This window comes from Streptomyces sp. NPDC014894 (assembly GCF_043080985.1).
In the GTDB taxonomy this organism is placed as follows: domain Bacteria; phylum Actinomycetota; class Actinomycetes; order Streptomycetales; family Streptomycetaceae; genus Streptomyces.
In genome coordinates this window covers 744,754-769,197 of sequence record NZ_JBIBWD010000002.1, presented here as the reverse complement: position 1 = coordinate 769,197, position 24,444 = coordinate 744,754, and the positions used below count along the sequence as shown (strand labels likewise).

The following is a 24,444-nucleotide window of genomic DNA, read 5'->3' as shown; positions in this document are numbered from 1 at the left end:
GTCGTCAGGGTGAGCCGTCGCACGCTCGCGCGCGTCCGCAGGGGCGCCGGGAGCACGTTGGCAGGGAGAGGTGGCGTATGAGCGTGATCAGTCCGGAGATTCGCGCGCGGGTCGCGGGGGCCCATATCTGGTTCGTGGCGACCGTCCGCCCGGACGGCGCGCCGCATGTGAGTCCGATGTGGCTGGGCACGGTGGACGATCTGCTGCTGTTCAACACGGCCGTGGGGCGGGTCAAGGAGCGCAATCTCCGCCATGATCCCCGGCTGTATCTGTCCCACACGGCCAAGGACGATCCGTACGACCGGGTGCAGATCCGGGGGCGGGCGGTGCGGTTCGTGGAGGGGGCGCAGGCGGACCGGGACATCGATCTGCTGGCGCAGAAGTATCTGGGGACGGAGCGGTTCGAGCTGCGGGTGCCGGGCGAGCGGCGGGTGAGTGTGCTGATCGAGCCGTCGCACGCGCGCCGGATCGTCGGCGTGGAGCGGTTCCCTGCGGGGGTGCTGCCGCCGGAGCCCGGGACCGGCTGAGACCGGGACCGCCGGAGCCCGGCCGGTGGGCCGGGCTCAGCGGCCCCGGCTCCAGCGGAAGTCCAGCTCCGGGAAGCGGGCCGAGGGCCCGCGCAGCAGCGGGGCCGGGCGGTGGGCGAGGAAACGGCCGAAGAAGGCGACGGCGACGGCCCGGACGATCTCGGCGGCCCGGTCCGGGGCGATGTCGCCCAGCATCTCCCGCCACAGCGGCGCGGGCCGGCTCTCGCGCAGGCCGATGGCCTCGGCGTACAGCGGGAGATCGGTCGCGCTGAGGTGCCCGCCGCCGGCCAGGTGCAGATGGCGGCCCCAGCCGTGGTGGGCGGCCCGCCAGCGGGCCCAGGTGTCGTGGTCGGGCGACGAGCTGAGCAGCAGGAAGGGCCGGTCCAGGCCCTGGTCGGCGACGGCCGTGCCGAACAGGCCGCCGTCGAGGTCGAGCCCGGCGGCGAAGCGGCGGTCCTGGCGCATCGCCTCGGCCGCCGCCGCGCCGCCCATGGAGTGGCCGAGGATCCCGACGCGCACGGGAGCGGTCCGGCGGGCCGTCAGCTCATCGGCGGCGAAGCGCAGATCGGCGGCGCGCACGGAGGTCTCCAACCGGTCCTGCGCGTCCCAGTCGTCGGGGGCGGAGGGCAGATTGCCGCGGATCAGCCGGCCGTCCGGAAAGGCGACGGCGGCGGCGTCATGGGTGTGGTCCAGGGCCGCCACCGTATGTCCGTGCGAGGCGAGTTCGGCGGCGAGCGAGGTGGTCAGGGCGCGGACGGAGCCCCGGCCGTGGCTGAGCAGGATCAGGGTGGGCCGGACGGGCGCGCGTCCGGCGGCGCGGACCCCGGTGGTCACCCGGGCGAGGGAGCCCGCCGGTACGCCCCAGTCCGCCTCCAGGACGGCGGCGGTGGGCGCGTCGGCGTACCCGGCGGGCCGTCCCGGGGGGCGGTGGGCGGGGAACCAGAGCTGGGCCATCAGCTCACGCGGTCCGGGGCGGGCCGCGAAGGGGTCGGTGCGCGTGCGGTCGGTCAGCGGGAGGGCGCGGGTCCCGACGGGGTGCGGCCCGGTCGCCCGGGGCAGCGGCAGCGGTCCGCCGGCCGGGGAGGCGGCGGCCGTTCCGGCGGTGGACAGGGCGGCCGCGGCGGCGCCGGTGGCGGTGAGCAGCAGGGAACGACGGGCGAGCACCGGCGCCTCCGGGAGTCCCGGGCACGGGGTGCGCCCGGATCACCGGACACCCTAATGGGTACGGACCAATTGACGGGAGAGTCCGGACCTGCCGGAATCCCCCGCCGGGACGGGCCGCTCCCTGATTCCTCGTCGGGTCCGCCGCCCATCTAGGACATCCTCCGACCTACTGCCCGCCTACCTTCGTTCTGTCACCGGGGAGCGCCCCGGGGGCGCGACCGAGAGCCGAGGAGAGCCGTGAACGACCGGATCCGTCCCTTCCGCATCGAGATCCCGCAGGCCGATCTGGACGATCTCCACGAGCGGCTCGACCGCACCCGCTGGCCCCGCCCGCTCCCCGGCGGGGGCTGGAGCCGCGGGGTGCCGGTGGAGTATCTGAAGGAGCTGGCCGCCCACTGGCGCACCGGCTACGACTGGCGGGAGCACGAGGCCCGGCTGAACCGCTTCCCGCAGTTCATGACCGAGATCGACGGCCAGGACATCCACTTCCTCCAGGTCCGCTCCCCCGAGCCGGACGCCCTGCCGCTGCTGCTGAACCACGGCTGGCCCAACTCCTTCGTGGAGTTCACCGACCTCGTCGACCGGCTCGCCGACCCGCGCGCGCACGGCGCGGACCCCGCCCAGGCGTTCCATGTGGTCGTTCCCTCCGTGCCCGGCTTCGGATTCTCCGCGCCGCCGCGGGACACCGGCTGGAGCGCCGAGCGGGTGGGCCGGATCTTCGCCGGGCTGATGGACGTGCTGGGGTACGAGCGCTACGGCGTCCAGGGCGGCGACCTCGGCGCCTATCTCGCCCCGGCGACCGCCGAGGCCGCGCCCGACCGCGTCGTCGGCGTACACGTCAACGGCGGCTTCGGCTTTCCCGAGCCGGAGGACGTCCCGCTGCTCGAACCGGACGAGCGGGCGCTGTACGAGCGGATGCTGGAGTGGACCGAGAACGGCGGGGTCGACCACCACACCCTGCTGCGGGCCTCGCCGCAGACGTTCTCCTACGGCTGGAACGATTCGCCGGTGGCCCAGCTCGCCTGGCTGATGGAGAAGTTCCGGGAGTTCCACCCCCACGTCGAGCTGCCCGAGCAGGCCATCGACCGGGAGCTTCTGCTGACCAACGCCTGTGTGTACTGGTTCACCGGCACCTCGGGCTCCTCCTCCTGGTTCATGTACGAGAACGAGCGCTTCCGCTGGCCGCGCGGTCAGTCGAAGGTCCCGTCCGGCGTGTACTGCGGGCCGCCCGCGATCCGCCGGCTGGCCGAGCGGCACAACACGGTCATCCACTGGCCGGAGTCCAACCCCGGCGGGCACTTCGTGGCGATGGAGCTCCCCGACGCGCTCGCGGCGGACGTCCGCGCCTTCTTCGACCGGGTCCGCTGAGGCGGCCCGCGCCGACCCGCCCGAGTGAATTCGCCGCCGCCGGGCCCTCCCCAGGTGTGCCCGGTCCGGCGGCGGGGCAGGGCTCGGGCAGCCGCCCGGTCCCCGTGTACGGTGCCGGGTCGAGGGGCGGCCGGGACGGTGAGTGCACGGGTGACGGAGACCGGACGAATCGCGGCGGGCGGGGCGCTGATCCAGGCCGCGGGAGCGGGCCTGCGGCTGCGGGGCGGCAGGGAGGTGCTGAGCGGGGTCGACCTGGAGGCGGAGCCCGGCCGGATCACCGCGATCGCGGGCGGCAGCGGCGCGGGAAAGACGCTGCTCCTGGAGACCCTGGCCGGGCTGCGGCGGCCGACCGGCGGACAGGTCCGCCACGACGGACTCGAACCGGCCGACGCCGCCGTGCCCTTCGGCTACGTACCCCAGGACGACATCCTGCACCGGGGGCTCGGCCTGCGGCGCGCCCTCGTGTACGCGGCCCGGCTGCGCGGCGCGCGGGAGGAGTCCGTCGACCGGGTGCTGGGGGAGCTGGGGCTCGCGGCGCGCGCCGGGCAGAGCGTGGGCACCCTCAGCGGCGGCGAGCGCAAACGGGCGGGCATCGCGGTGGAGCTGCTGACCCGGCCCCGGGCGCTCTTCCTGGACGAGCCGACCTCGGGCCTCGACCCGGCGACCGGCGCCCGGCTGATGGACACCCTCGCCCGGCTCGCGGCCGGCGGGGTCACCGTGGTCCTGACCACGCACTCCCCCGCCGACCTCGCCCGCTGCGACCGGATCGTCTTCCTCTCCCCCGACGGCGTCCCCGCCCACGCGGGACCGCCCGGCGAGGTGCTGAGCCGCTTCGGCACGGACGACTTCACCGAGGTGTACGCGGCGGTCGCCGACGCGCCGCCGCCCCGGCCCGCCCCGGGGCCCGGCCGCTCCCCCGTCCCGCCCGCGCCCCGACCGCCCCGACCGCCCCGGCGGACCGGGCGGCGGCCCGGCCCCGGCGCCTTCGCCCAATGGCTGCTGCTCACCCGGCGCGGCGGCGAACTGCTGCGCCGCGACCGGCTCTCCGCCGCGATCATGGTGGGCTCCCCGCTGATGATCGTGGCGATGTTCGCGCTGCTCTTCCGTCCCGGCGTCTTCGACCCCGCGCGGCCCAGCCCCTCGTCCACGGCGATGGTGCTGTTCTGGATCGCGTTCGGGGCGTTCTTCTTCGGGCTGGCCTACGGCCTCCTCCAGATCTGCGCCGAACTGGCCGTGGTCCGCCGGGAGCGGCTCACCGCCCTGCGGCTGGGCCCCTATCTCGCCTCCAAGGTCACCCTGCTGCTGCCCGTCCTGGCGCTCGCGGACGGTCTGCTGCTCGCGGTGCTGCGCGCGGGCGACCGGCTCCCCGACGCGGGGGCCGGGGTCTACGCCTCGCTCTTCGTCACCAGCGCGCTGGCCTCGGCGGCCGGGCTGGCGCTGGGCCTGCTGACCTCGGCGGCGGTCTCGGACCCGGGCCAGGCGGCGCTGATGCTTCCGCTGTTGTGCTTCCCCCAGGTGCTGTTCTCGGGGGCGTTCGTCCCGGTGCCCCTGATGGCCTCGGCCGGACAGTGGATCGGCGCGGCGATGACCAATCGCTGGGCGTTCGAGGCGCTGGGCTCGGCGGCGGACCTGGAGGGGCTGTGGACCCGGGGGGCCTCACCGCTGGGCCCGCCGCTGCTCGCCTCGTACGGGGAGACCTTCGCCCACGCCCCCTGGTCGCGCTGGCTGATCCTGGCCGGTTTCACCGTCTGCTTCCTGGTCGCGGCCGGGTGGGTGCTGCACCGGCGGTGCCCCACCCTCGCCCGGCCGCTCACCGGCGGGGCGGGCGGACGCTGAGCCTCGGCGCCCGCCCGCCTCAGCAGCCCGTTCTCGGCACGAGGCCGTCCGGCGACGGCGACCGGTCCCGGTAGGCGTCCTCCAGGAACCGCAGCAGGGCGTCCACGTCGGCCGTGTTGGAGGAGAGGCCGACCGACACCCGGATCGCCCCGGCGGAGGGCAGACCGAGCCGAGCGAGGTAGTCCTCCATGGTCACCGCGGTACGGTCGCGGCCGGTGCGCCGCAGCGCGTCCGCGGCGATCTGGAAGGCCGCCTCGCCCGCGCCCGGATTGCAGAAGCACCCCGTCCGCAGCGAGATGCGGGCCGCCGAGCTGTCCCGGGCGACGATCCTCTCGTCCACGACCGAGCCGCCGGCGTCCAGGACGTTGAGCGCCACGGTGCCGCCGCGCCGCGCCGTGGTGCGGGGCCCGTACAGCCGGGTCAGCGGCCGGCCGTCGCTGTGCCGCAGCCCGGCGAGTCCCGTCAGCAGCCGGGCGGTGAGCCGGGCGACATGGTCGTGGACCGCCTCGACGCCGATGGACTCGATCCAGTCGAGCCCGGTGCGGACCTCGGGGATGGCGTGGAAGTTGACCGTGCCGTCCTCGAAGGCGGCCGCCCCGGCGGCGAACCGGTGCCACCGGCCGAGCGCGCTGACGACCTGGATCGTGCCGCCGGAGAACCAGGGCCGGCGCAGCAGCGCCAGCGAGCTGGTGCGGGCGATCAGACACCCCACGCCGGTGGGGAACCCGAACACCTTGTACCAGCTCAGTACGGTGAAGTCGGCTCCCCAGCGGCTCAGTCGCAGCGGGTTGGACGCGGCGAACGCGGCGGCGTCGAGGAGGACGTGCCAGCCGCGCTCCCGGGCGCGGGGGATCCACTCCAGCGGATGGCGCACCCCGCTGAAGTTGCTCTGCGCCGGGAAGGCGAACAGCCCGCGCCCGCCGCGCCGTCCCCGCAGCGCCGCGTCGACGGCCTCGTCGGCGACCCTCATCTCGGGGCCCGCCAGGGGGATGTACGTGGTCGGCGCGCGACGGGCGCGGGCGAACTCCCGCAGTCCGTTGACGGAGTTGTGGTTGTCGAGGGTGAGCAGCAGTTCGGCGCGCCGTCTGCGGAAGGGATAGCCCTCGCCGACGAGCCGGCAGGCCGCGGTGGCGTTGGGGGTGAACACGACGGTGTACTCGGCGGGATCGGCCCCGGCGAAGCGCAGCACCCGCTCCCTGGCCTCGTCCACCAGCGCGGTGGTGGGCGCGGAGGCCGGGCTGTCGGTGTGGGGATTGCCGAAGACGCCCCGGGTGAGACGGTCGGTCTGGGCGCTGAGCTGGCTGCGGGCCGGGAGGCCCGCGCCGGTGTGGTCGAGGTATATGTGGCGGGTCTCGTCGAGGTAGCCGTACTCGACGGCCCGTATCCGGGCGAAGCCGTCCCGGTCGCCGGGGCCTTCGGGGTGATTCCCGGGCATATGTCGGCTGTCGGTCTCATGGACGTTCTCGGTCATTCCATCCCCTGTCCGGCTCCCCGGTTCCCAGCATGCGGCCGGGCCCGGCGCGGCGGCAAGAACGCCGGGCCGGGCCCGTTCGCGCCTCGGCCTCAGGGCCGCGGGCGGTGTCCGCGCCGTCCGGCGGGCGCGTGGGGGCGGCGGCCCGCCGGCGCGACCGGCCCCGGACCGCCCGTCCGGGCCCGGGCCGGGGCGACGAGCCGGTACAGATCGGCCCACTGTCCGGCGGTGAGCCGCCCGGGCAGCGTCCCGGCTCCGAGGCGGTGCTCGCGCAGCCACTCCTCGATGTGCCGCCGGGGCACGTCGGGCGCGGCGGCGGCGACGATCCGGCCGAGCCCCCGGCCCTCTCCGGTGAACACCCGGCGCACCAGGTCCTGATAGCGCCCCCGGTCGGCCGCCCCGACGAGCGGTTCGGCGCGGCGGCCGAGGGTGATGATCCCGCCGTCGACGCCCGGGCGGGGCCGGAAGGCCCCGGCGGAGACCCGGCCGCCGAGGCCGAAGGCGTACCAGGGCCACCACTGGGCGGTCATCATCGTCGCCCCGCCCACACCGGCGCGGCGGCGGGCGACCTCCCACTGCGCCAGCAGGACGGCGTCGGTCCAGCCGGGTGCGGCCAGGACGTGACGGAGCATGGCGGTGGTCGCGTGGAAGGGCAGATTGCCGACGAGTACGTGCGCGGTCGGCGGGAGGGGGTGGCGCAGGAAGTCGGCGTGGACGATCCGGGTCGGCGCGGCGGTGCGGCGGGCCAGCCGCGCGGCGAGCCGGCCGTCGATCTCGACGGCGGTCAGCGGCCTGCCGAGCCGCTGGAGGGGAAGGGTCAGGGCGCCGTCTCCGGCGCCGATTTCGACGAGCGGACCGTCGGTGCGGGCGACGAGGCCCACGACGGTGTCGATCGTGGCGGTGTCGACGAGGAAGTTCTGGCCGAGTTCATGACGGCCTGGGCGATGGGTGCGCACGGGGGTGACTCCACGGCTTCAAGGAAGGAGCCGGGCAGCGTGAGACTCTGGACGGCCGCTCGGCGAGGACGCGCTGAAGCGGCGGGAAAGGGGCCCGCGTGAGGGGCCGGTCCGCCGCTAGGAGCGGCGGGTGCGGGTGATGGCGAAGGCACACATGGGAGCGAATCTAGCGGCGTTGATCACGCTCCTCAACCGGATTACGCCCGGCGCCCGGCGGATCCTGGCCGGGTGCCGACGCCGGGTGCCGACGCCGGGGCCGGTGCCGATGCCGGACCCGGGTGCCGGACCCGGGTGCCGGGCGTGCTCCCGGAGAAGGCCGCCGCCCGCACCGCCGCCGTTTCACGCGAGCGGCGCCTGGCCGAGCGTGCGAGCGCCGGCCCGGCGCACCCGGGGCGATCGGCCTCTGTGGCGGAACGGGCGGTGGACCTCGTGGTGGGGCCGGTCCAGCGCGGTCGTGGCGGTGGCGCGGGCTCGCACGGCCGGAGTTCTCGCCGTCGGCCGTGCCCGGGGAGCGGCCCGTGGCGGAGCCGGGCCGGTGGTCCCCGCCCCCCGGTCCCGGCTCCGCCGCACCCCGGCGGCGTGCGCCGTCGGGCGGACGCCGTGTCAGCTCCGGCGCGCCCGGACCACCATCGGGACATGGTCGGGGTGGGCCATCGCCGAGGCCGCCTCGCGGGTGGTGTGCCCGTCCACCGGGCGGAGCCGCCAGCGGGCGAGGATCGTCGCCAGCGCGATGGCGGCCTCGGTCCAGGCGAAGGCGTCGCCGATGCACTTGCGGTTGCCCGCGCCGAACGGGACGAACGCCTCACGGGGAAGAGCCGCGCGCCGCTCGGGCAGCCAGCGGTCCGGGTCGAAGCGGTCGGGGTCGCTGTAGAGGGCCGGGTCCCGGTGCACGGCGTAGAGGCTGAAGGCGACTTCGGCCCCGGCCGGGATGCGGTAGCCGCCGAGGTCCACCGGCTCGATGGTGCGCCGCATCAGCAGGGTGACGCCGTGCAGCCGGATCACCTCGTCCAGCACCCGCCGGACGGCCTCCAGCCGCGGCACGGCGTCCAGGGTGACCGGCCCGGCGCCGACGACCTCGTCGATCTCGTCCAGGACCCGCCGCTCGGCCTCGGGGTGCCGGGCCAGTTCGTAAAAGGCCCAGCTGAGCGTGGAGGCGGTGGTCTCGGTGCCCGCGAAGAGGATCGTGACCAGCTCGTCGCCGATCTCCTCGTCGCTCAGCCCGGCCCCGGTCTCCTCGTCCCGGGCGTCGAGCAGCAGCGACACCAGATCGTGCCGTCCGCTCCAGCCCTCGCGCCGGGTGGTCGCCACCACCTCGTCGATGATGCTCCGCATGCTGTCCCTGGCCCGGTCGAAGTCCCGGTTGGGACGGATCGGCAGCGCGTCCAGGAAACGCGGCGAGGCGGCCCGTACCAGCACGTTCTTCAGGATGACGGGCAGATCGCGGCGCACCGCCTCGATGGCGGGGCGGCCGAAGTCGCCCGAGAACATCGTCTCGCTGAGGGTGGCGACGGTGTAGTCGCCCATGACGCGTTCGACGGCGATGCGCTGGCCGTCGGTCCAGGACTCGGCGAGTTCGACGGCGTGCCGGCTCATCACCTCCGCGTACCCGGCGATCCGGGTGCGGTGGAAGATCGGCTGGATGAGACGGCGATGGGTACGGTGGTGCTCGCCGCCCGCGTTGGCGAGACCGTTCCCGAAGAGCGGGCGGACCCGGTCGTAGAGCCGGCCCTTCTCGAAGGAGCGGGCCTGGGCGACGGTGACCTGGTGGATCAGTTCGGCGGTGGTGGCGAAGTACACGGGCATCGTGCCGAGTCTGACCCTGACCAGCCGCCCCGTCCGCCGCAGCGAGGTCAGGAAGCCGAGCGGGTCACGCCCGAGCTTGAGGGTGTGACCGATGAACGGGAGCGCTCCCGGCGCGCCGGGTATCTGCTGCGGACCAGCGGACAACTGGTGGACTCCTCTGCTGGATCGGCCCGCCGCCGGGTCGCGACAGGTGTCCGGCGGCGCGCGCACGACGGGCCGCACGGACGGTGACTGATCGACTACGAGGCATCGTACTCACCGGTCACCTCCGTTCCCAGAGTCACTCGCCGCGCTCGTGCCCCGACGCGGCGACGACATGCCGAAGCGCCGGTGAGGATCCCGCGCTCACCGGCGCCCACTCCCAGGAATCCACTTCCGGCCGGGGCCGGCGGTCAGCCGCGGCCCGGCTTCCACCAGGGGCGCGACCTGGCTCCCTGTCCGGCCCGCGCGTCCGGGGCCGGGTCGGCGGCGGCCGGCAGCGGCTGGGAGCCGTGCCCCGGGGCGGCCGGGTCCGCGTCGGGGTCCGCCCCCTCGGAGCGGGGCGGGGTGAACCGTACGGGCAGGGCTTCCACCCGCTCGCTCAGCCAGGCGGCGCTGGTCTCCAGCTCGGCCTCGGAGACCGCGAGTTCGATGCCGGGCAGCATGGTGAGCAGGGTGTCGATGCCGGTGTCGGCGATGGCGCGGCCGATGTCCTGGCCGGGGCATTCGTGCGGTCCGCTGCTGAAGGAGAGATGGGACCGGTTGCCGTGGACGGGCGTCGACAGATCGGGCCGGATCTCCGGATCGGTGTTCCCGGCGGCCAGGCCGAGCATGAGCAGATCCCCGGCCCGGATCCGGCGGCCGCCGAGCACGGTGTCCCCGAGGGCGAACCGGCCGGGGATGGTGGAGAGCGGCGGGGCGTCCCACAGCACCTGCTCCAGGGCGTCGGGCAGGGTCATCTGACCGCCGGAGAGACTGGCGCGGAACCGGCGGTCGGTGAGGACCAGCCGCAGGGTGTTGGCGATCAGATTGACGGTGGTCTCGTTGGCGGCGACGAGCACGAGCCGCAGATGCTCGACGACCTCGTCCTCGCTGAGCCCCGACTCATGGGTGATCAGCCGGCTGGCGAGGTCGCGGCCGGGCCGCCGGGTCTTGCGGCGCACCAGGCCGCGCAGCGTGTCGACGACGAACTCATTGCTGGCGAGGGCGGTCTCGCTGCCCTTCATGAGATCGAGGGAGGCGTCGACCAGCCGGGGGCCGTTCTCCTCGGGCATGCCGAGCAGCTGGGTCATCACCAGCATCGGGAGCTTCTCGGCGTAGTCCCGGATCAGATCGGCCTCGCCCGAGGCCGCGAAGGCGGCGACCAGCTGGCGGGTGTGGCGGGTGACGTAGCGGCGCACCCCGTGACGGTTGAACTGGGAGAGCCCGTCGGTGACGGCGCGGCGGAGCCTGGCGTGCTCGTCGCCGTCGGTGAAGACGCACAGCGGCTTCCATTCGAGCATGGGCATCAGCGGGGAGTCGGGGGCGACCCGGCCCTCCAGGAACATCGACCAGACCCGCGAGTCCCGGGTGTAGAGCGAGGGCGTGCGCACCACGGCGAGGTTCTCGCGGTGGCCGAGGACGAGCCAGGCGGGCAGATCGCCCTGGATGAGCACCGGCGCGACCGGACCGTACTCCCGGCGCAGCATCTCGTACAGCGCCCGGGGGTTGCTCTCCGCCACCGGCCCGTAGAGCCTGTGCAGTCCGTCGGGGCCCATGTTGTGCGCGGGGCAGCCGGGCGGCGGCACGAGTGCGGAAGCGTCGCGGGGGACGTCTGGGCGCGGGGTGGTCACAAGGCCTCCGAAGCCAAGGTGGGGAGCGCCGCGCGGGCGGACGCGGTCGCGGAGATTCCCGGCGGGGCGCTCACGAACATCTCTTCCGGCGTGGGACCGCAGCGGCCGCAGACCCTGCTGCGGTCATACAAGATCCTGAGCCGCTGGCAGCATATCCCTGTTCCGTCGCGACCGGACAAGCCGTCGTGCCGCCCTGGTCCGGGCCCCTTCCCCGGCGCCTGACGGGCTGTCGCAGACTGGTGTCATGACCGATCGGGCGACGACTGAACTGATGCGCCGATTCACGGGCGAGATCCGGGAATTACTGTCACCCCGCGCGCTGTGGGCGCACGGTTCGCTGGGCGGCGGGGACTATCGGGAGGGCCGCAGCGATCTCGATCTGATCGCGGTGCTGGAGCGGCCCGTCACGGCGGCCGGGCGGGTCCGGCTGGCGGCGGCACACCGGCGGCTGCGGCGGGAGCTGCCGCTCGCGGCGAAGCTGCACTGCGGCTATCTGCCGGTCGGCGAGCTGGCCGATCCGGCGCGGCCCCATCTCGCCTGGGCGCACGAGGAGTTGTACCGGCGGCCCGTGACCGAGGTGACCCGCTGTGAACTGCACCGGTTCGGGGTGGTGCTGCACGGCGCGCCGCCCGGCGAACTGCTGCCGCCGGTGAGCGACGAGGCGCTGGCGGACTTCGTCGCCGGGGAACTGCGGGGCTACTGGCGGCCCCTGGTGCGCAAGCGCAGGCTGTGGCGGCAGGACGTATGGGTCGATCTCGGTCTGCTGACCCTGGCGCGCGCCTCGGTGACCCTGGAGACGGGCGCGCTGATCAGCAAGGCCGAGGCGCTCGACGTCCTCGTCGACGGGCTGGACGCGCCCGCCGAGGTGGTCGGGGACATCCGGCGGCGGCGGTACGGCGAGGGGGGTACGGAGCCGGTCTCCCCGGAGTGGATCAGGCGCAGGGCGGATCTGACCCGCGCCTTCCTGGGTCCGGCGATCGACCGCGTGGCCGGCGGTCCCCGGCGCTGACGGACCGTAGGCGCACCGGGAGCGGGAAGGCCGGGCAACGGGTCCGCCGGGCGATGTCACACTTTCGCGTCCGTCGCGCACTGAGGAGGGACGGCGCCGCACGGGCGGTCGCCGACGGGGTGTCAGGAGGACTTCGTGGACGTGATGGTGACGGGGGCGGCGGCGATCGTGGTGGCGGGCGCCGTGTGGAGCGTGGTGGGCGCGGCGCGGCGGGCGCTGGAGCGCGCGGTGACGGACATCGTGGTGCGGACGCTCGCGGGGGCCCGGCCCTCGGGCCCCGGCGGCACGCCCCGGCGGCCGGACCTCGGCGCGACGCCGGTCGGAGAGCTTCGGGCCACGGTCCCGTTCGGCGGAGCCGGGGTGAACCGTCGTGGAGGACGCGCCGAGCGCTGAACTGCGCCTCACCGGGGCTCCGCCGGCTCCGGGGGCGCTGTCCGGAGCGCTGCCGGCCGCGCCGCCGGCCGCACTGCCGGGGAAGGACCTCGCGGCGGAGCTGCACGAGGCCGAGTATCCGGGGCTGGTGCGCTTCCTGCTGTTCAGCGGGGCGTCGTGGACCGAGGCGCAGGACGCGGCCCAGGACGCCTTCACCCAGATGTGCCGTCCTGGCGTCCGCATCTCCCGTCCCAAGTCGTGGCTGCGCACGGTGGCGTGGCGCTCCTGGCTGCGGCAGCAGGTGCGGCCGGAGGATCCGTGCGGTCACCTCCCCGAGGTGCGCACCGCGCACTGGCAGAGTCCGGCGCACGCGGCGGAGCTGGGGGCGGAGGAGCGCCGGGTGATCGAGCTGCTGCTCGGCCTGCCCGCCAAGCAGCGGGCGGCGCTGGCGTGGAATCTGGACGGCTTCACCACCCAGGAGAGCGCGGGGGCGATGGGGATCACGCCGGAGGCCGTGCGCCAGAACCTGGCCCGGGCCCGGGCGGCGCTCAAGGCGCGGCTCGGGCTGGAGGGTCCTGACGGCGCCGGGCAGGCGGAGGGGGAGCTGTGACCAGGGGGGACGAACGGCTGGACGCGCTGCTGGCGGCGGCGCACCACGGGCTCGGGATCGCCGTCTACGACGGGCTGATGAGCCAGGGGGGGCCGCCGGAGCCGCGCGATCCGGATCGGGCGCTGGGTCTGCTGCTGGCGGCGGCGCACCGCCAGACGCTGTCCGCCGTGGTCCGCCGCACGGGCCGGCGGGGTTCGGCGGCGCCGGCCCGCAGGCCGGGCGGGCCGGGCGGCAATGGACTGATGGGGCACCCCGCGGCGGTCCGGCTCAAGTACCGCGAGCAGACGCTGCGGGTCGCGCGGGCCCACTGGCCGCAGGAGCTGGACGACACCGTCCACCGCGCGCTGGAGGCGGTACGGGAGCTGACGGCGCGGCTGGCGGCGGGCCGGCCGCCGGACTCGGCCCGGGCCGCGCTCGCCCGGGCGGGCGAGGAGCTGGAGCGGGTGCTGTCGCTGCCCCGGGCCCCTCGGCTGCCCGCCGCGCTGACGGGGTACGACTATCCGGAGCTGGCGCAGGCGCTGCTGGCGGGGCGCGCGGCCCGGCTGATGGACGAGACCCGCGCGTCGCTCGCCCTGCTGGAGGCCGAGCTGCTCCCCCGGCTGGACGAGGAGGACGTCTCCTTCGCGGGCGCGCTGGAGGTGGCCGAGGATCTCGCCGGGGATCTGGAGCTGGCGTACCGCTCGGCGCTCTCGCTGCTGAGCGCGGTCACCGAGGCCGAGGAGGCGGGCCATGACTTCCGGGGGGCGGATCTGCGGGAGGTGGTCCTGGACGGGGTCGGGCTCGCGGGCGTCCGCTGGGACGCGGGCACGCGCTGGCCGCCGGGGTGGGAGGAGCGCATGTGGCGGGCGTCCGCGGCGACCGACGACGAGCTGGGGGTGCTGGTGGTGGGGCCCGAGCCGCACGGCAGCGCGGTGGCGGCCGATCTCTGAGGGCTGTTCGGCCCCGGGGTCCCGGCCGCCGGGTCCCGCCTCGGCCCACCGGCCCACCGGCGCGGCGCCCGGCGGCGCGGTGCCCGGCGGCGCGGTGCCCGGCGGCGCGGGGGTGGCCCGACCGCGTGGCCGCTTCCCCATCGGGGCGGGTCCGGGCCGATTCGGTACGGTCCGGTCTGATCCGGTCAGCTCTGATCCGGTGCGGTCTGATCCGGTCGGCTCTGGTCCGGTCCAGCGCGGTCTGGTCCGGTCAGCTCCGGTGCGGTGCGGTGCGGTGCGGTGCGGGTGCGGGATACGGGCCACCGGCCGCTCAGTCTCCGGGCGGCGCGGCCGGGGCCGTCGGCGCCGGGGAGGGCCCGTGGTCGAGGACGGGTCCGGGCGGGGCGGAGTTGAGCACCCACACCCCGGCCACGACGGCGAGGGTGAAGACGGCGGCGACCAGGGCGGTGAGGACGAGCCTGCGGCGGCGTTCCCGGCGGTGCCACTCGCCGCGCGCGGTGCGATAGGCGTCGGGCGCGGGGTGCACCTGTCCGGCGAGCGCCTCCATGGCCTCGCGCAGCCTGCGTTCGGTGTCCTGGCCGTTCATCGGCGGCTCTCCAGCCCCTGGGTCAGTGCGGCGATGCCTCGCGCGGTGTGCGTCTTGACCGATCCGGTGGAGATTCCCATGGCGGTGGCGATCTCGCCTTCCTTGAGGCCCATCCAGTGGCGCAGCACCAGGGCCTCGCGCTGCCGGGGAGGCAGTTTCCGCAGGGCGGTGATCAGCGCCCGCTGGTCGTCGTGGAGGAGCGCGGTGGACTCGGCGGAGACGGCCCATTCGGCGATCGGGGCCTCGGCATGCTTACGGACTATCTGGAGGTGGCGTATGCGCATCCGGGTGAGGTTGCAGACCACGGAGCGCAGATAGGACTCGGCGCGGTCGGCGTCGCGGAGCCTGCGCCATTTGCGGTAGATCTCGTAGTAGGCCTCGGCGACGATGTTCTCGGGGTCGTCGGCGCCGAGCAGGGCGGCGAGACGGAGCATCGAGGTGTAGTGCTCCTCGAAGAGACGGGCCAGGGCCGCCTCCCGTTCCTGTTCGGCGGGGTCGGCGCCGGCGGTCTCGGCGGCCGCGGGGCGCGCGGACCGTACGGCGGGCTCCGCCGGGGCGGCGGAGCGGGCCGGCGGGAACAGGGTGCGGGCGGCGCGCGATGTCCTTCTCATGGGGAGCTGGTTCCCGTCTGGGGCCGGGGCCGTTGGTGGGTTCGTACGGCGAGGGGGGTGGTGTCGGGGCGGGCCGGGACGCCCCACCGCCGCAGCAGGGCGGTGCCGATGACGGCGACGCCCGCGTTGAGGACGAGGGCGGCGAGTCCGGCGTAGATCTCCACGGTGTGGCCGCCGGGGCCCAGCGGGACGACCGGGGAGAAACCCTGCCGGACGACCATGACCGTACCGAAGACCATGCCGGCCGCCCACCCCAGGAGCAGGGCCCGGTGGTGCAGCCGGCGGGTGTAGAGGCCGATCGCGACGGCGGGGAAGATCTGGAGGATCCAGACGCCGCCGAGGAGTTGGAGATTGATCGCCGCCTGGTCGCGCAGGCCGAGGACGAAGGCCACGGCGCCCGCCTTCGCGGCGAGGGAGACCGCCCGGGCGATCCGCACCTGCCGCTTGGGGGTGGCGGTGGGGTGGACGTACTCGACGTACACGTTCCGTACGAAGGAGGTCGCCGCCGCCACCGACATCACCGCCGCCGGGACCAGGGCCCCCACCGTGATCGCGCCGAGGACCAGCCCGGTGAGGGGGGCCGGCATCAGCCGGTCGACGAGCATCGGCACCGCCGACTCCGCGCCGGGGCCCGGGACGCGCACCCCGGCGGCGACGGCTGCTATCCCCAGCAGTCCGAACAGGGCGAGCACCGCGGTCCAGGCCGGGAGCGCCACACAGACCCGGCGCAGGGCCGAGGGTCCGGAGGCGGCGAAGGCGGCGGTCAGCACATGGGGGTACATCAGCAGGGCGAGCGCGGAGCCGAGGGCGAGGCTGGCGAAGGCGAGCCGCTGGTCGTCGGCGAGCAGCAGGGACGCCTGCGGGCCGCCCCGGTCGCCGAGCCGGGCGGACGCGGCGGCGAAGAGCGCGCCGGGGCCGCCGAAACGGTCGAGGACCAGCCAGCCGGCGGCCGCCGCGGAGCCGAAGACGGCGACGGCCTTGAGACCGGAGATGAGCGCGGGGGCGCGCAGCCCGTGCCGGTAGGTGGCGACGGCGAGTCCGGCGAAGACGACGGCGGTCGCGAGGTCGCCGGTGAGCACGGAGGAGTCGCCGACGCCGCCCGCGGCGAGCACGGCGCGGATGCCGAGGAGCTGGAGCGCGAGATACGGCATGGTCGCGAGGATGCCGGTGAGCGCGACGGCCAGCGCGAGCGGCGGTGAGCCGTAGCGGGCGCGGACGAAGTCGGCGACGGTGACATAGCCGCCGTCCCGGGCGACCGACCAGAGCCGGGGCAGCAGGACGAAGGCCAGCGGACAGACGATCACCGTGTAGGGAACGGCGAAGAAGGCGGGCGCGCCGTTGCCGTAGGCGAGGGCGGGGACGGCGGTGAAGGTGTACGCGGTGAACATCGTGCCGCCCAGCAGCAGCCAGCTCCAGCCGGCGCCGAGGCCGCGGTCGGCGAGCGCCCAGCCCTCCAGCGCGGGCAGGGTGTCCCGGGCGTGGAGCCGGCGGGCCCGCGCGGCCAGCAGCGAGGCCGCGCCGACGACGGCGAGGAAGGCCGCGGCCGCGGCTGCTTCGGTCATGGTTCACCGTCCGTGCTGCGCACCGGGCGGGTCACGCTCCGGGCCTCTCCGAGCTGTTGGTCGTGTCCGCGGCCGAGAGCACGGAAATCTCCCGCCCTCTCGTGTCAACCAAACCGCGGAGATCGGCAACTCTTCCACAGACCGGCCCTCGTCAGGGGGCCGGGATCGGACGACGAGGGAGGAATCCATGACGGGAAACGGCCGCCGGGCGGGGTCGGGCGGAGGGACGGCGGTCCGCCGAGGGGCGGCCGGGGTCTGTCTGCTCGCGCCGGTCGTCGCCCTGTTGTGGGTGCCCTGGTACGCGCGGGAGCTGCCCCGGCTGGCGGGGGTGCCGTTCTTCTACTGGTACCAGCTCGCCTGGGTTCCCCTGTGCGCGCTGGCGATGTTCGCCGCCCATCGGCTCACCCGACGGGCGGGGTCCGGCGAGCGCCGGGGGCCGGACCGCTGAGCGTCCAACGCACCGCCGGGCGCGGGGGCACGGGCCCGCCCGCGCGCCGGTCCGCCGGCCCGGTCCCGGCCCGCCCGTCACACCGTCAGTCCCCCCGTCACACCGTAAGTCCCCCCGCCAGTCCGTCAGTACGCGCGTCAGTCCGTCACCTACGCCGGACCGCCGGTCCGTCACCACGTCAGTCCGTCACCTACCTCAGTCCGTCAATCCGTCACCCACGTCAGTCCGTCGAGTCAGCCGTCAGCCTCTGCCGTCACTTCTGAGGAGCCAGTGTGTCCCGGTCATCCACGCCCCTTTCGCGGGCCCATCCGAAAACGATTCTGCTGTGGACGGCCGTCGCCCTCGTCGGCGCGGTCTGCTGGGGTGTGCTGGCCCTCGCCCGGGGCGAGGAGATCTCGGCCGTCTGGCTCGTCGGCGCGGCCCTGGGCTCGTACGCCATCGCCTACCGGTTCTACTCCCGGTTCATCGCGACCCGGGTGCTGCGGCCCGACGACACCCGGGCGACCCCGGCCGAGCGGCTGAACGACGGGGTGGACTACCAGCCCACCGACCGGCGGGTGCTGCTGGGCCATCACTTCGCGGCCATCGCGGGTGCGGGACCGCTGGTGGGTCCGGTGCTGGCGGTGCAGATGGGATATCTGCCCGGCACCATCTGGATCGTCTTCGGAGTGATCTTCGCCGGGGCGGTGCAGGACATGGTGGTCCTGTTCCTGTCGATGCGCCGGGACGGCAAGAGCCTCGGGCAGATGGCGCGTGAGGAGATCGGGAAGGTGGGCGGGGCCGCGGCCCTCATCGCCGTCTTCATCATCATGATCATTCTGCTGGCGGTGCTGGCGCTGGTCGTGGTGAACGCTCTCGCGCACTCGCCGTGGGGCACCTTCTCGGTGGCGATGACCATCCCGATCGCCCTCTTCATGGGCTTCTATCTGCATGTGATGCGCCCGGGCCGGGTGCTGGAGACCAGTCTGATCGGTGTCGTCCTGCTGCTGCTCGCGATCGTCGGCGGCGGCTGGATCGAGAACTCGTCGCTGGCGGACACCTTCACCCTCAGCCCCACCACGCTCGTCTTCTGTCTCGTGGGCTACGGATTCGTCGCCTCGGTGCTGCCCGTGTGGATGCTGCTCGCGCCGCGCGACTACCTCTCCACCTTCATGAAGATCGGCACCATCGCGCTGCTGGCGCTCGGTGTGGTGTTCGCCGCGCCGACCCTCCAGGCCGACGCCATCACGTCCTTCGCCTCCTCGGGCCAGGGTCCGGTCTTCGCGGGTTCGCTCTTCCCGTTCCTCTTCATCACCATCGCCTGCGGCGCGCTCTCCGGCTTCCACGCCCTGGTCTCCTCCGGCACCACGCCGAAGCTGATCGAGAAGGAGTCGCAGGTCAGGATGATCGGCTACGGCGCGATGCTGATGGAGTCGTTCGTCGCCGTGATGGCGCTGATCGCCGCGTCCGTGCTCGACCCCGGTCTGTACTACGCGATGAACGCCCCGGCCGGAATGCTCGGCTCCAGCGTGGAGTCCGCCTCCCAGGCCGTGGCGAATCTGGGATTCACCATCTCGCCGGAGGAGCTGACGGCGGCGGCCAAGGCGGTCGAGGAGAGCACCCTGGTCGCCCGCACCGGCGGCGCGCCGACGCTCGCGGTCGGCATGTCGCAGATCTTCTCCGACGTCATCGGCGGCGAGGGGATGAAGGCGTTCTGGTACCACTTCGCCATCATGTTCGAGGCGCTGTTCATCCTCACGACCGTCGACGCCGGGACCCGGGTGGGGCGCTTCATGCTCCAGGACATGCTGGGCAATGTGTGGAAGCCGCTCGGCCGGGTCAACTGGAAGCCGGGCATCTGGCTGGCGAGCGCGGTGGTGGTGGCCGGGTGGGGGTACTTCCTCTACGCCGGCGCCACCGATCCGCTCGGCGGGATCAACCAGCTCTTCCCGCTCTTCGGCATCGCGAACCAGCTGCTGGCGGCGATCGCGCTGACCGTCGCCACCACCCTGCTCATCAAGTCGGGCAGGTTCCGCTGGGCCTGGGTGACCGGGGTGCCGCTCGCCTTCACCGTCGCCGTCACCTTCACGGCGAGCTGGCAGAAGGTCTTCTCGCCCGACCCCAGGGTCGGCTTCTTCGCGCAGCGCGACAAGTACGCCGACGCCATCGACGCGGGCACCGAGCTGTCGCCCGCCAAGAGCATGGACGACATGCACACCATCGTCACCAACTCCACCGTCGACGGGGTGCTGATCATCATCTTCGTGGTGCTGGTGACCGTCGTCATCGTCAACGCGGCGGTGGTGTGCGTGCGCGCCCGGCTCTCCCCCACGCCGCCGCCGACCAGCGAGGCCCCCTATGTGGCCTCGCGGCTGGACGACCCGGCGGCCGAGCCGCTCGCCGGGGTGCGCGAGTGAGCGCCGTGCCCGCCGCCTGGACGGCGGCGCTGGGCCGGGGGCTGCGCGCGGTCCACTGGTATCTGCGCGAGCTGACCGGCGAGAGCGCGTACGACCGGTACTGCGAGCGGCACCGCCGGGAGCACCCCGGCGCCGAGCCGCCGACCCCGCGCGAGTTCCAGCGGCTGCTGGTGCGGCGTCAGGAGGAGCGGCCCCGCTCCCGCTGCTGCTGATCCGGCCCCGGAACGACCGTGCGCCCGCCCCCTTCCCGGGAGCGGGCGCACGGTCGTGAGCGGCGGCGGCCGGTCAGCACATCTTGTAGTCGACCCTGGTGGAGTTGTACGAGCAGGCGTCGACCTTGGCCCCCGAGCCCTTCTTCAGGGTGGCGGTGTCCTTGTCGTTGTTCCAGACATAGGCGCGCCGGCCCTGGTACCGGGTCGCGGAGGTGTTCTTCCCCTTGCCGGTGCGTATCGTCACCGTCTTGCCCTTGCCGAGGGTGTACGCGCCGAAGACGTACTTGTGGTTCGCCTTGTCGCTGAGCACCCAGCCCTTGAGGTTCACCGCCGACTTGGTGGTGTTGCGGATCTGGACGTACTCGCCGTTCAGGCTGGAGTTGCCTCGGTTGTCCTCGCCCGGGCTGTCGTAGTAGATCTTGTACAGATGTACGGATCCCTTGGCGGCGTGCGCGGGCGAGGGCAGCAGAACGAGCCCTCCGAAACTCACCGCGACGGCGGCAGCGGCGATGGAACGCGTGTGACGCATGAGCACCCTTCACTTCGGGCCGGGCGCCCCCCACTGTCGGGCCCGGCTCAGGCGCTCAGCGTATGCACAAACCATATGCCGTGGAGAATATTTCGTTGAAGTGTGGAGGATTTATGTCTCCGTCCGGCGATCCTCCACCATCCCTCCCCCGGTCCCGCCCGGGCCGGCCCCGGCTCACTCCGCCTCACCCGGCGCGCTCAGCCAGCCCGCGACGGCGTCCGCGATCGGCTGTCCGGTCTCCAGTTCGACGAAGCCGAACTGCCCTCCCTGGTTGCACTCCAGGAACCACCAGGTCCCCTCGGCGTCCTCCGCGAAGTCGAAGGCCCCGTAGGCGAGCTCGGCCAGCTCCAGATAGCGGGCGACGGAGCGCCGGACCCGGGCCGTCGCCTCGACCGGCTCCCAGGTGTGGCCCGTGTCACCGAACCGGCCGTCCACCTGGCCCGGTTCGGCGGCCTTGCGCGCGGCGAAGATCTCCTCGCCGACGGCGGTGAGCCGGATGTCGGCGCTCTTGGCGATGTACCGCTGAAGGAGTGTGGGCCCCGCCGCCACCTCGGCGAAGTCCGCGTCGGCCGGCACCAGGGTGGTGGGCAGCGCCATCGGCGGATCGCCCGGCGGCCTGCCCGACACCGCCTTGACCACCACATGCCGGTACTGGTCGGCGAACTGCCGGGCGACCCGGGGGTAGGTCGTGACGACCGTGGCGGGCACCGGGAAGCCGCTGCGGTGGGCGAGGCGCAGCTGCCACGGTTTCAGCCGCGCCCTGGCCGCCGCGCCCCGCTCGTTCATCCAGCGGGCCGCGGTGCAGTCGAGCATCCCGTACAGCGCCTGGCCGCTCTCGGCGGAGAGCCAGGCGGAGGGTTCGGGGGCGTGCGCGGCCGGTTCGCCGGGCCTGCGCACCCAGACGGAGCGCAGGCCGTCCATGCTCACCACGCGCCCGCCCGTCGACAGATAGCCGCGGAACTCGCCCCGGACGTACTCCGCCGAGAGCGCTCCCTCGCCGGGAATGTCGGCGGGGTCGAACCGGACGAGGGGGACGCCTCTCGTGTGGAGCTTCGCCACCACCATGTCCGCGGTCACATCCTGCTCACAGGTCAGGATCAGTACGGTCATCGCGCGCGGCGTATCAGTCGTCGAAGTGGGTGGCGGAACCGGCTGTGGAGGTGGTGGTGCCGACCGCCGCCAGCAGGGCCCGGTCCGCGATGGCCGGGCGCCCGTCGGGCAGGACGTTCAGCTGCAGAGTGGAATCGTACGAGTACTGGTCGATCACAGGCGCCAGCTCGGCCGGACGAGCGTAGTTCCACGCGAACGGTTTCATGCTTTCTCCCTGGCCCACACGGGACTGTCCGGGGCCACTGCGTGGCCCATGAGAGCAATACGTGGAGTTGATGTAGTTGATTCATCACATACCGTCATATTGCGAAAAAGTACGTGCCAGTCGGACGTCCCCGATCCGAGCAGCTGTACATCCGCACCGCTAACCATTCCGCGCGCGCGGGCCGTTGACGTTTCCTGACACCTATAGAGACGTTCGAGGAGCCAATTCCGTGCACTGGAAGGGGAAGTGATGTCGGTCACCATCGGCCACAGGCGTCCCAGTGGTCACGTTGGTACCGGCGTTCACCCGCACCTCCCGTCATGCGGCGAACACGGCGTGATACCGCGTTCCTTCTCCATGTGCCCTTCCGGCGCCCGGTCACTCGGACACGGATACCGGGGTCATGGCCGCCGCCCGCGGAACCCGGCAGGATCGGCGCCCTCACCGAAATCGTACGAGGAAAGGCTGCGAATACCCATGACGAGCGACCTTCCGCCGGCCGCGGGTGTGCCCGTTCCGGACACCCGGCTCGCCCAGGAGGCCACCGAGCTGGTGCGGGACACGACGAGCGACCTGATCTACGACCACTCGCGCCGGGTCTACTTCTTCGGCGCGCTCCAGGGCCGGGCCCGGGACTTGTCCTTCGACCCGGAGCTGCTCTACCTCGGGGCCATGTTCCATGACCTGGGGCTCGGCGAACGGTTCCACCACAGCGGGCGGCGCTTCGAGGTGGACGGCGCGGACGAGGCGCGGCGCTTTCTGCGGAGCCGGGGGGTGCCCGAGGACAGCGTGCGGCGGGTGTGGACCGCCATCGCCCTGCACACCACTCCCGGCATTCCCGAGTTCATGGAGCCGGAAGTGGCTCTGGTCACCGCGGGAGTCGAGTTCGACGTACTGGGAATCGGATTCGACGCCGTCTCGGACACGGACCGTGCGGCAATCGTCACTCTGCATCCACGTCCGGACTTCAAGCGACGCATCCTGGAGGCGTTCACGGACGGAATCCGCCCGAAGCCGGAGACCGCATTCGGCAATGTGAAGGCGGATGTCCTCGCGCACTATGTGCCGGGTTTCGAACGAGGGGATTTCGTACGGACGATCCTGGACTCGCCGTGGTCCGAATGACGGAGTCACCGGGGGCCGCCCGTTCGGGGTTTTGTACCGCAACCGCCGTGGGCCGTCATCCCTCCGCGAGGCGTTCCAGGATCCCGGTGAATCCCGCCCACGCCTGTTCGGTGTCCGGGCCGCGGGTGTGCGCGGAGCGGAACAGGCCGAGAAAGGCCGTCAGGTCCTCCAGGTCCCAGCGCAGCCGGTAGAACGCGAGAGCGACGGGGTCGGGAACCCGGCCGGTCAGTTCCGTGTAGCGGTCCAGGCCGCCGGGTTCCCCGTCGAGGTGCCACAGATCGCGCTCGGGCGCCGCGAGCCCCACGGTGTCCCAGTCCACCAGCAGCCCCCGCTCCCCCTGCCAGAGCAGATTGCCCGGGTGCGGCTCGCCGTGGGTCACCACGCGCTCCGCCCCGGCGCTCGCCGTCCGCTCCAGCAGCGCGTCGAAGGCGTCCAGGGCGCGGTGCGGCCCCGACCGCGCGACCAGGGCCCGGGCGGGCTCGGCGAACGGGCCCCCGCTCCAGGGGCGGTCCGTCTCGCGCAGCGCGGCCTCCAGCCGGTCCCGCGCCGGGAGTCCGGGCGGGGGCTCGGGCGTGCCGGCGGGCGGTTCGGCGCGGTGGAGCGCGGCCAGCAGCTCCAGGGTCGTACGCCGCCGGGCCGGCGAGGGAGTCTCGCCGAAGGAGCCCGAGGCCCCCGGCAGCAGCGGGAAGACGCTGACGGCGTGCCGGCCGTCGGCCAGCGGGCAAAGGGTCCGGCCGTCGGCGGCGGGCAGCGGCGCGACCACGAAGTCGAGCCCGGCGCGCTCGCGCAGGGCGAGCGCGGTGTCCATCGCCCGGCCCAGCCCCTCCCGGGCGGCCTCGACTCCCCTTCCGCAGTGTTCCTTGTCGGACAGGTCGGCGACGGTGACGAACCACTCGCCGGCGCCGCGCGCGATCCAGTGGTGGTCGCCGAAGCCGACCGGGGCGTAGGCGAGCGCGGCGGCCTCGATGTCCCAGTCGCGCAGGGCGCGCCGCACCGTCGGATCGTCGAGTGTGGGGGGCTGTTCCTTCATACGGCCGAAGCTAGTGGGTCGGGCCGGGGCCGGGCACTCGGTTTTCCCGCCGCCGGAGCAGGGCGTGGGCGGCGGCGGCGGCCGGCACGGTCGCGGCCACCGCGAACAGCAGGGCCGACGCGGCGGCCCCCTCCCGGAGCAGCCACGCGCCGAGCAGTCCGCCCGCGAACATGGCGGCGACGGCGGCGGTGCGGCGGAGCCGTCCCGCGGTGTCGGCGGAGATCCGGCTGTCCCGGCCGAGCGGGGCCAGCAGGCCGGTGAGCGAGCGGGTGGCGACGGTGGTGGTGAGGTCGGGCACGCCGGCGCGCAGGGTGGTGACATTGCGCAGGCCCATGGCGGTGGCGACCAGCACGGTGACGGCGCCGTGCGCGCCGGGGCGCAGGGCGGCCAGTCCCGCGACGGTCAGCAGCGCGGCCTCGGCGGCGAGTCCGCCGGAGAACCATCCGCCGGGGAACCGGAGGGGCCCGCGCGGTTCGAGGCTCGACTCCAGCCGGGCGCCCAGCACCGCGCCGACGGCGAAGCCGCCGAGCGAGAGGGCGGGCGCCGCGAGGGAGAGCCCGCCCTCCCCGGCGACGGCGAAGCCGAGGAGGAGCAGATTGCCGGTCTGCACGGCGGTGAAGACGGGGCCCAGGACGAGGAAGCTGACGGCTTCGACCATGCCGGTGGTCAGGGTGAGCACGACCATGGCCCCGGTCAGGGCCGCCCCGGGTCTCGGCTCCACGCGGCTCAGCTCCTTCCCGGGCCCCCTCGCCCACCGTATCGGGATGTTCCGGT

At 74.0% G+C, this 24,444-nt stretch carries 24 protein-coding genes; 11 read left to right on the top strand and 13 right to left on the bottom strand.

Features of this window, described 5'->3' with window-relative positions; all coding sequences use genetic code 11:
• Positions 1-77: 77 nt before the first annotated feature.
• Positions 78-527 (top strand): PPOX class F420-dependent oxidoreductase, encoded by a 450-nt coding sequence (locus ACF089_RS07295; protein ID WP_392023014.1) that lies wholly within the window; start codon positions 78-80, stop codon positions 525-527.
• Positions 528-563: 36 nt separating this feature from the next.
• Here ACF089_RS07295 and ACF089_RS07290 read toward each other — a convergent pair whose 3' ends face one another.
• The gene (locus ACF089_RS07290) at positions 564-1,691 is read right to left on the bottom strand and encodes an alpha/beta hydrolase family protein (protein ID WP_392023012.1); all 1,128 of its coding nucleotides are present in this window, start codon (positions 1,689-1,691) and stop codon (positions 564-566) included.
• 237 nt (positions 1,692-1,928) lie between these two features.
• On the opposite strand from ACF089_RS07290, the gene ACF089_RS07285 reads away from it, so the two are divergent.
• Both ACF089_RS07285 and ACF089_RS07280 read left to right on the top strand, forming a co-directional pair.
• The gene (locus tag ACF089_RS07285; protein ID WP_392023009.1) at positions 1,929-3,059 is read left to right on the top strand and encodes an epoxide hydrolase family protein; all 1,131 of its coding nucleotides are present in this window, start codon (positions 1,929-1,931) and stop codon (positions 3,057-3,059) included.
• A gap of 138 nt (positions 3,060-3,197) precedes the next feature.
• Entirely contained in the window at positions 3,198-4,895 is a 1,698-nt protein-coding gene (locus ACF089_RS07280; RefSeq protein WP_392023006.1) for an ATP-binding cassette domain-containing protein, read from the top strand.
• A gap of 19 nt (positions 4,896-4,914) precedes the next feature.
• Here the strand turns inward: ACF089_RS07280 and ACF089_RS07275 are convergent, their stop codons facing one another.
• From ACF089_RS07275 to ACF089_RS07260, 4 genes are all read right to left on the bottom strand, one after another.
• Positions 4,915-6,366 (bottom strand): aminotransferase class V-fold PLP-dependent enzyme, encoded by a 1,452-nt coding sequence (locus ACF089_RS07275; RefSeq protein WP_392023004.1) that lies wholly within the window; start codon positions 6,364-6,366, stop codon positions 4,915-4,917.
• Between the two features lie 92 nt (positions 6,367-6,458).
• On the bottom strand, positions 6,459-7,322 hold the full coding sequence (gene erm / locus ACF089_RS07270; protein WP_392023001.1) for a 23S ribosomal RNA methyltransferase Erm: 864 nt from the start codon (positions 7,320-7,322) through the stop codon (positions 6,459-6,461).
• A 603-nt stretch (positions 7,323-7,925) separates the two neighbouring features.
• Positions 7,926-9,269 carry a cytochrome P450 gene (locus ACF089_RS07265; protein WP_392022998.1) on the bottom strand — a complete coding sequence of 448 codons (1,344 nt, stop codon included), beginning with the start codon at positions 9,267-9,269 and terminating at the stop codon, positions 7,926-7,928.
• A gap of 248 nt (positions 9,270-9,517) precedes the next feature.
• Positions 9,518-10,936 (bottom strand): cytochrome P450, encoded by a 1,419-nt coding sequence (locus ACF089_RS07260; RefSeq protein ID WP_392022995.1) that lies wholly within the window; start codon positions 10,934-10,936, stop codon positions 9,518-9,520.
• 244 nt (positions 10,937-11,180) lie between these two features.
• On the opposite strand from ACF089_RS07260, the gene ACF089_RS07255 reads away from it, so the two are divergent.
• From ACF089_RS07255 to ACF089_RS07240, 4 genes are all read left to right on the top strand, one after another.
• Positions 11,181-11,945 carry a nucleotidyltransferase domain-containing protein gene (locus ACF089_RS07255; protein ID WP_392022993.1) on the top strand — a complete coding sequence of 255 codons (765 nt, stop codon included), beginning with the start codon at positions 11,181-11,183 and terminating at the stop codon, positions 11,943-11,945.
• Between the two features lie 135 nt (positions 11,946-12,080).
• Positions 12,081-12,338: a hypothetical protein gene (locus ACF089_RS07250; protein WP_392022990.1), complete on the top strand. Its 258-nt coding sequence runs from the start codon at positions 12,081-12,083 to the stop codon at positions 12,336-12,338.
• Positions 12,316-12,927 carry an RNA polymerase sigma factor gene (locus ACF089_RS07245; RefSeq protein ID WP_392022989.1) on the top strand — a complete coding sequence of 204 codons (612 nt, stop codon included), beginning with the start codon at positions 12,316-12,318 and terminating at the stop codon, positions 12,925-12,927. The genes ACF089_RS07250 and ACF089_RS07245 overlap by 23 nt, the downstream gene beginning before the upstream one ends.
• Positions 12,924-13,856 (top strand): hypothetical protein, encoded by a 933-nt coding sequence (locus tag ACF089_RS07240; RefSeq protein WP_392022986.1) that lies wholly within the window; start codon positions 12,924-12,926, stop codon positions 13,854-13,856. Before ACF089_RS07245 ends, ACF089_RS07240 begins: the two co-directional genes overlap by 4 nt.
• 310 nt (positions 13,857-14,166) lie before the next feature.
• On the opposite strand, the gene ACF089_RS07235 is transcribed toward ACF089_RS07240, so the two are convergent.
• Genes ACF089_RS07235 through ACF089_RS07225 form a run of 3 tightly spaced genes read right to left on the bottom strand, consistent with a single transcriptional unit; the run spans position 14,167 to position 16,615 of the window.
• On the bottom strand, positions 14,167-14,442 hold the full coding sequence (locus ACF089_RS07235) for a hypothetical protein (protein WP_392022984.1): 276 nt from the start codon (positions 14,440-14,442) through the stop codon (positions 14,167-14,169).
• The gene (locus tag ACF089_RS07230) at positions 14,439-15,053 is read right to left on the bottom strand and encodes a sigma-70 family RNA polymerase sigma factor (RefSeq protein ID WP_392022981.1); all 615 of its coding nucleotides are present in this window, start codon (positions 15,051-15,053) and stop codon (positions 14,439-14,441) included. Before ACF089_RS07230 ends, ACF089_RS07235 begins: the two co-directional genes overlap by 4 nt.
• The gene (locus ACF089_RS07225; protein WP_392022979.1) at positions 15,050-16,615 is read right to left on the bottom strand and encodes a sodium:solute symporter; all 1,566 of its coding nucleotides are present in this window, start codon (positions 16,613-16,615) and stop codon (positions 15,050-15,052) included. Before ACF089_RS07225 ends, ACF089_RS07230 begins: the two co-directional genes overlap by 4 nt.
• Before the next feature lie 187 nt (positions 16,616-16,802).
• On the opposite strand from ACF089_RS07225, the gene ACF089_RS07220 reads away from it, so the two are divergent.
• The 3 genes from ACF089_RS07220 to ACF089_RS07210 all read left to right on the top strand — a co-directional run bounded on the left by ACF089_RS07220 (position 16,803) and on the right by ACF089_RS07210 (position 19,671).
• A complete protein-coding gene (locus tag ACF089_RS07220) occupies positions 16,803-17,063 on the top strand; it encodes a DUF3311 domain-containing protein (protein WP_392022977.1) in 261 nt (86 codons plus the stop codon).
• A 272-nt stretch (positions 17,064-17,335) separates the two neighbouring features.
• Positions 17,336-19,459, top strand: coding sequence for a carbon starvation CstA family protein (locus ACF089_RS07215; RefSeq protein ID WP_392022975.1), 2,124 nt, complete (start codon positions 17,336-17,338; stop codon positions 19,457-19,459).
• A complete protein-coding gene (locus ACF089_RS07210) occupies positions 19,456-19,671 on the top strand; it encodes a YbdD/YjiX family protein (RefSeq protein WP_392022972.1) in 216 nt (71 codons plus the stop codon). Before ACF089_RS07215 ends, ACF089_RS07210 begins: the two co-directional genes overlap by 4 nt.
• Before the next feature lie 73 nt (positions 19,672-19,744).
• Here ACF089_RS07210 and ACF089_RS07205 read toward each other — a convergent pair whose 3' ends face one another.
• The 3 genes from ACF089_RS07205 to tgmA all read right to left on the bottom strand — a co-directional run bounded on the left by ACF089_RS07205 (position 19,745) and on the right by tgmA (position 21,515).
• Entirely contained in the window at positions 19,745-20,200 is a 456-nt protein-coding gene (locus ACF089_RS07205) for a lamin tail domain-containing protein (RefSeq protein WP_392022969.1), read from the bottom strand.
• 174 nt (positions 20,201-20,374) lie between these two features.
• On the bottom strand, positions 20,375-21,310 hold the full coding sequence (gene tgmB / locus ACF089_RS07200; RefSeq protein WP_392022968.1) for an ATP-grasp ribosomal peptide maturase: 936 nt from the start codon (positions 21,308-21,310) through the stop codon (positions 20,375-20,377).
• 13 nt (positions 21,311-21,323) lie between these two features.
• Positions 21,324-21,515, bottom strand: a complete 192-nt coding sequence (gene tgmA / locus ACF089_RS07195; RefSeq protein WP_392022965.1) for a putative ATP-grasp-modified RiPP — start codon at positions 21,513-21,515, stop codon at positions 21,324-21,326.
• A 477-nt stretch (positions 21,516-21,992) separates the two neighbouring features.
• On the opposite strand from tgmA, the gene ACF089_RS07190 reads away from it, so the two are divergent.
• Positions 21,993-22,640: an HD domain-containing protein gene (locus ACF089_RS07190; protein WP_392022962.1), complete on the top strand. Its 648-nt coding sequence runs from the start codon at positions 21,993-21,995 to the stop codon at positions 22,638-22,640.
• 55 nt (positions 22,641-22,695) lie between these two features.
• On the opposite strand, the gene ACF089_RS07185 is transcribed toward ACF089_RS07190, so the two are convergent.
• Both ACF089_RS07185 and ACF089_RS07180 read right to left on the bottom strand, forming a co-directional pair.
• A complete protein-coding gene (locus ACF089_RS07185; RefSeq protein ID WP_392022959.1) occupies positions 22,696-23,670 on the bottom strand; it encodes a phosphotransferase in 975 nt (324 codons plus the stop codon).
• A 10-nt stretch (positions 23,671-23,680) separates the two neighbouring features.
• Positions 23,681-24,391 carry a YoaK family protein gene (locus ACF089_RS07180; protein WP_392022956.1) on the bottom strand — a complete coding sequence of 237 codons (711 nt, stop codon included), beginning with the start codon at positions 24,389-24,391 and terminating at the stop codon, positions 23,681-23,683.
• Between the last annotated feature and the right edge of the window lie 53 nt (positions 24,392-24,444).

Excerpts from the sequence above, each read along its gene's own strand:
- ACF089_RS07185 (WP_392022959.1), bottom strand. The coding sequence starts at position 23,670 with ATGAAGGAACAGCCCCCCACACTCGACGATCCGACGGTGCGGCGCGCC.
- ACF089_RS07295 (WP_392023014.1), top strand. The coding sequence starts at position 78 with ATGAGCGTGATCAGTCCGGAGATTCGCGCGCGGGTCGCGGGGGCCCAT.
- ACF089_RS07220 (WP_392022977.1), top strand. The coding sequence starts at position 16,803 with ATGACGGGAAACGGCCGCCGGGCGGGGTCGGGCGGAGGGACGGCGGTC.
- ACF089_RS07275 (WP_392023004.1), bottom strand. The coding sequence starts at position 6,366 with ATGACCGAGAACGTCCATGAGACCGACAGCCGACATATGCCCGGGAAT.
- ACF089_RS07230 (WP_392022981.1), bottom strand. The coding sequence starts at position 15,053 with ATGAGAAGGACATCGCGCGCCGCCCGCACCCTGTTCCCGCCGGCCCGC.
- ACF089_RS07190 (WP_392022962.1), top strand. The coding sequence starts at position 21,993 with ATGACGAGCGACCTTCCGCCGGCCGCGGGTGTGCCCGTTCCGGACACC.
- ACF089_RS07225 (WP_392022979.1), bottom strand. The coding sequence starts at position 16,615 with ATGACCGAAGCAGCCGCGGCCGCGGCCTTCCTCGCCGTCGTCGGCGCG.
- ACF089_RS07235 (WP_392022984.1), bottom strand. The coding sequence starts at position 14,442 with ATGAACGGCCAGGACACCGAACGCAGGCTGCGCGAGGCCATGGAGGCG.
- tgmB (WP_392022968.1), bottom strand. The coding sequence starts at position 21,310 with ATGACCGTACTGATCCTGACCTGTGAGCAGGATGTGACCGCGGACATG.
- tgmA (WP_392022965.1), bottom strand. The coding sequence starts at position 21,515 with ATGAAACCGTTCGCGTGGAACTACGCTCGTCCGGCCGAGCTGGCGCCT.
- ACF089_RS07255 (WP_392022993.1), top strand. The coding sequence starts at position 11,181 with ATGACCGATCGGGCGACGACTGAACTGATGCGCCGATTCACGGGCGAG.
- ACF089_RS07205 (WP_392022969.1), bottom strand. The coding sequence starts at position 20,200 with ATGCGTCACACGCGTTCCATCGCCGCTGCCGCCGTCGCGGTGAGTTTC.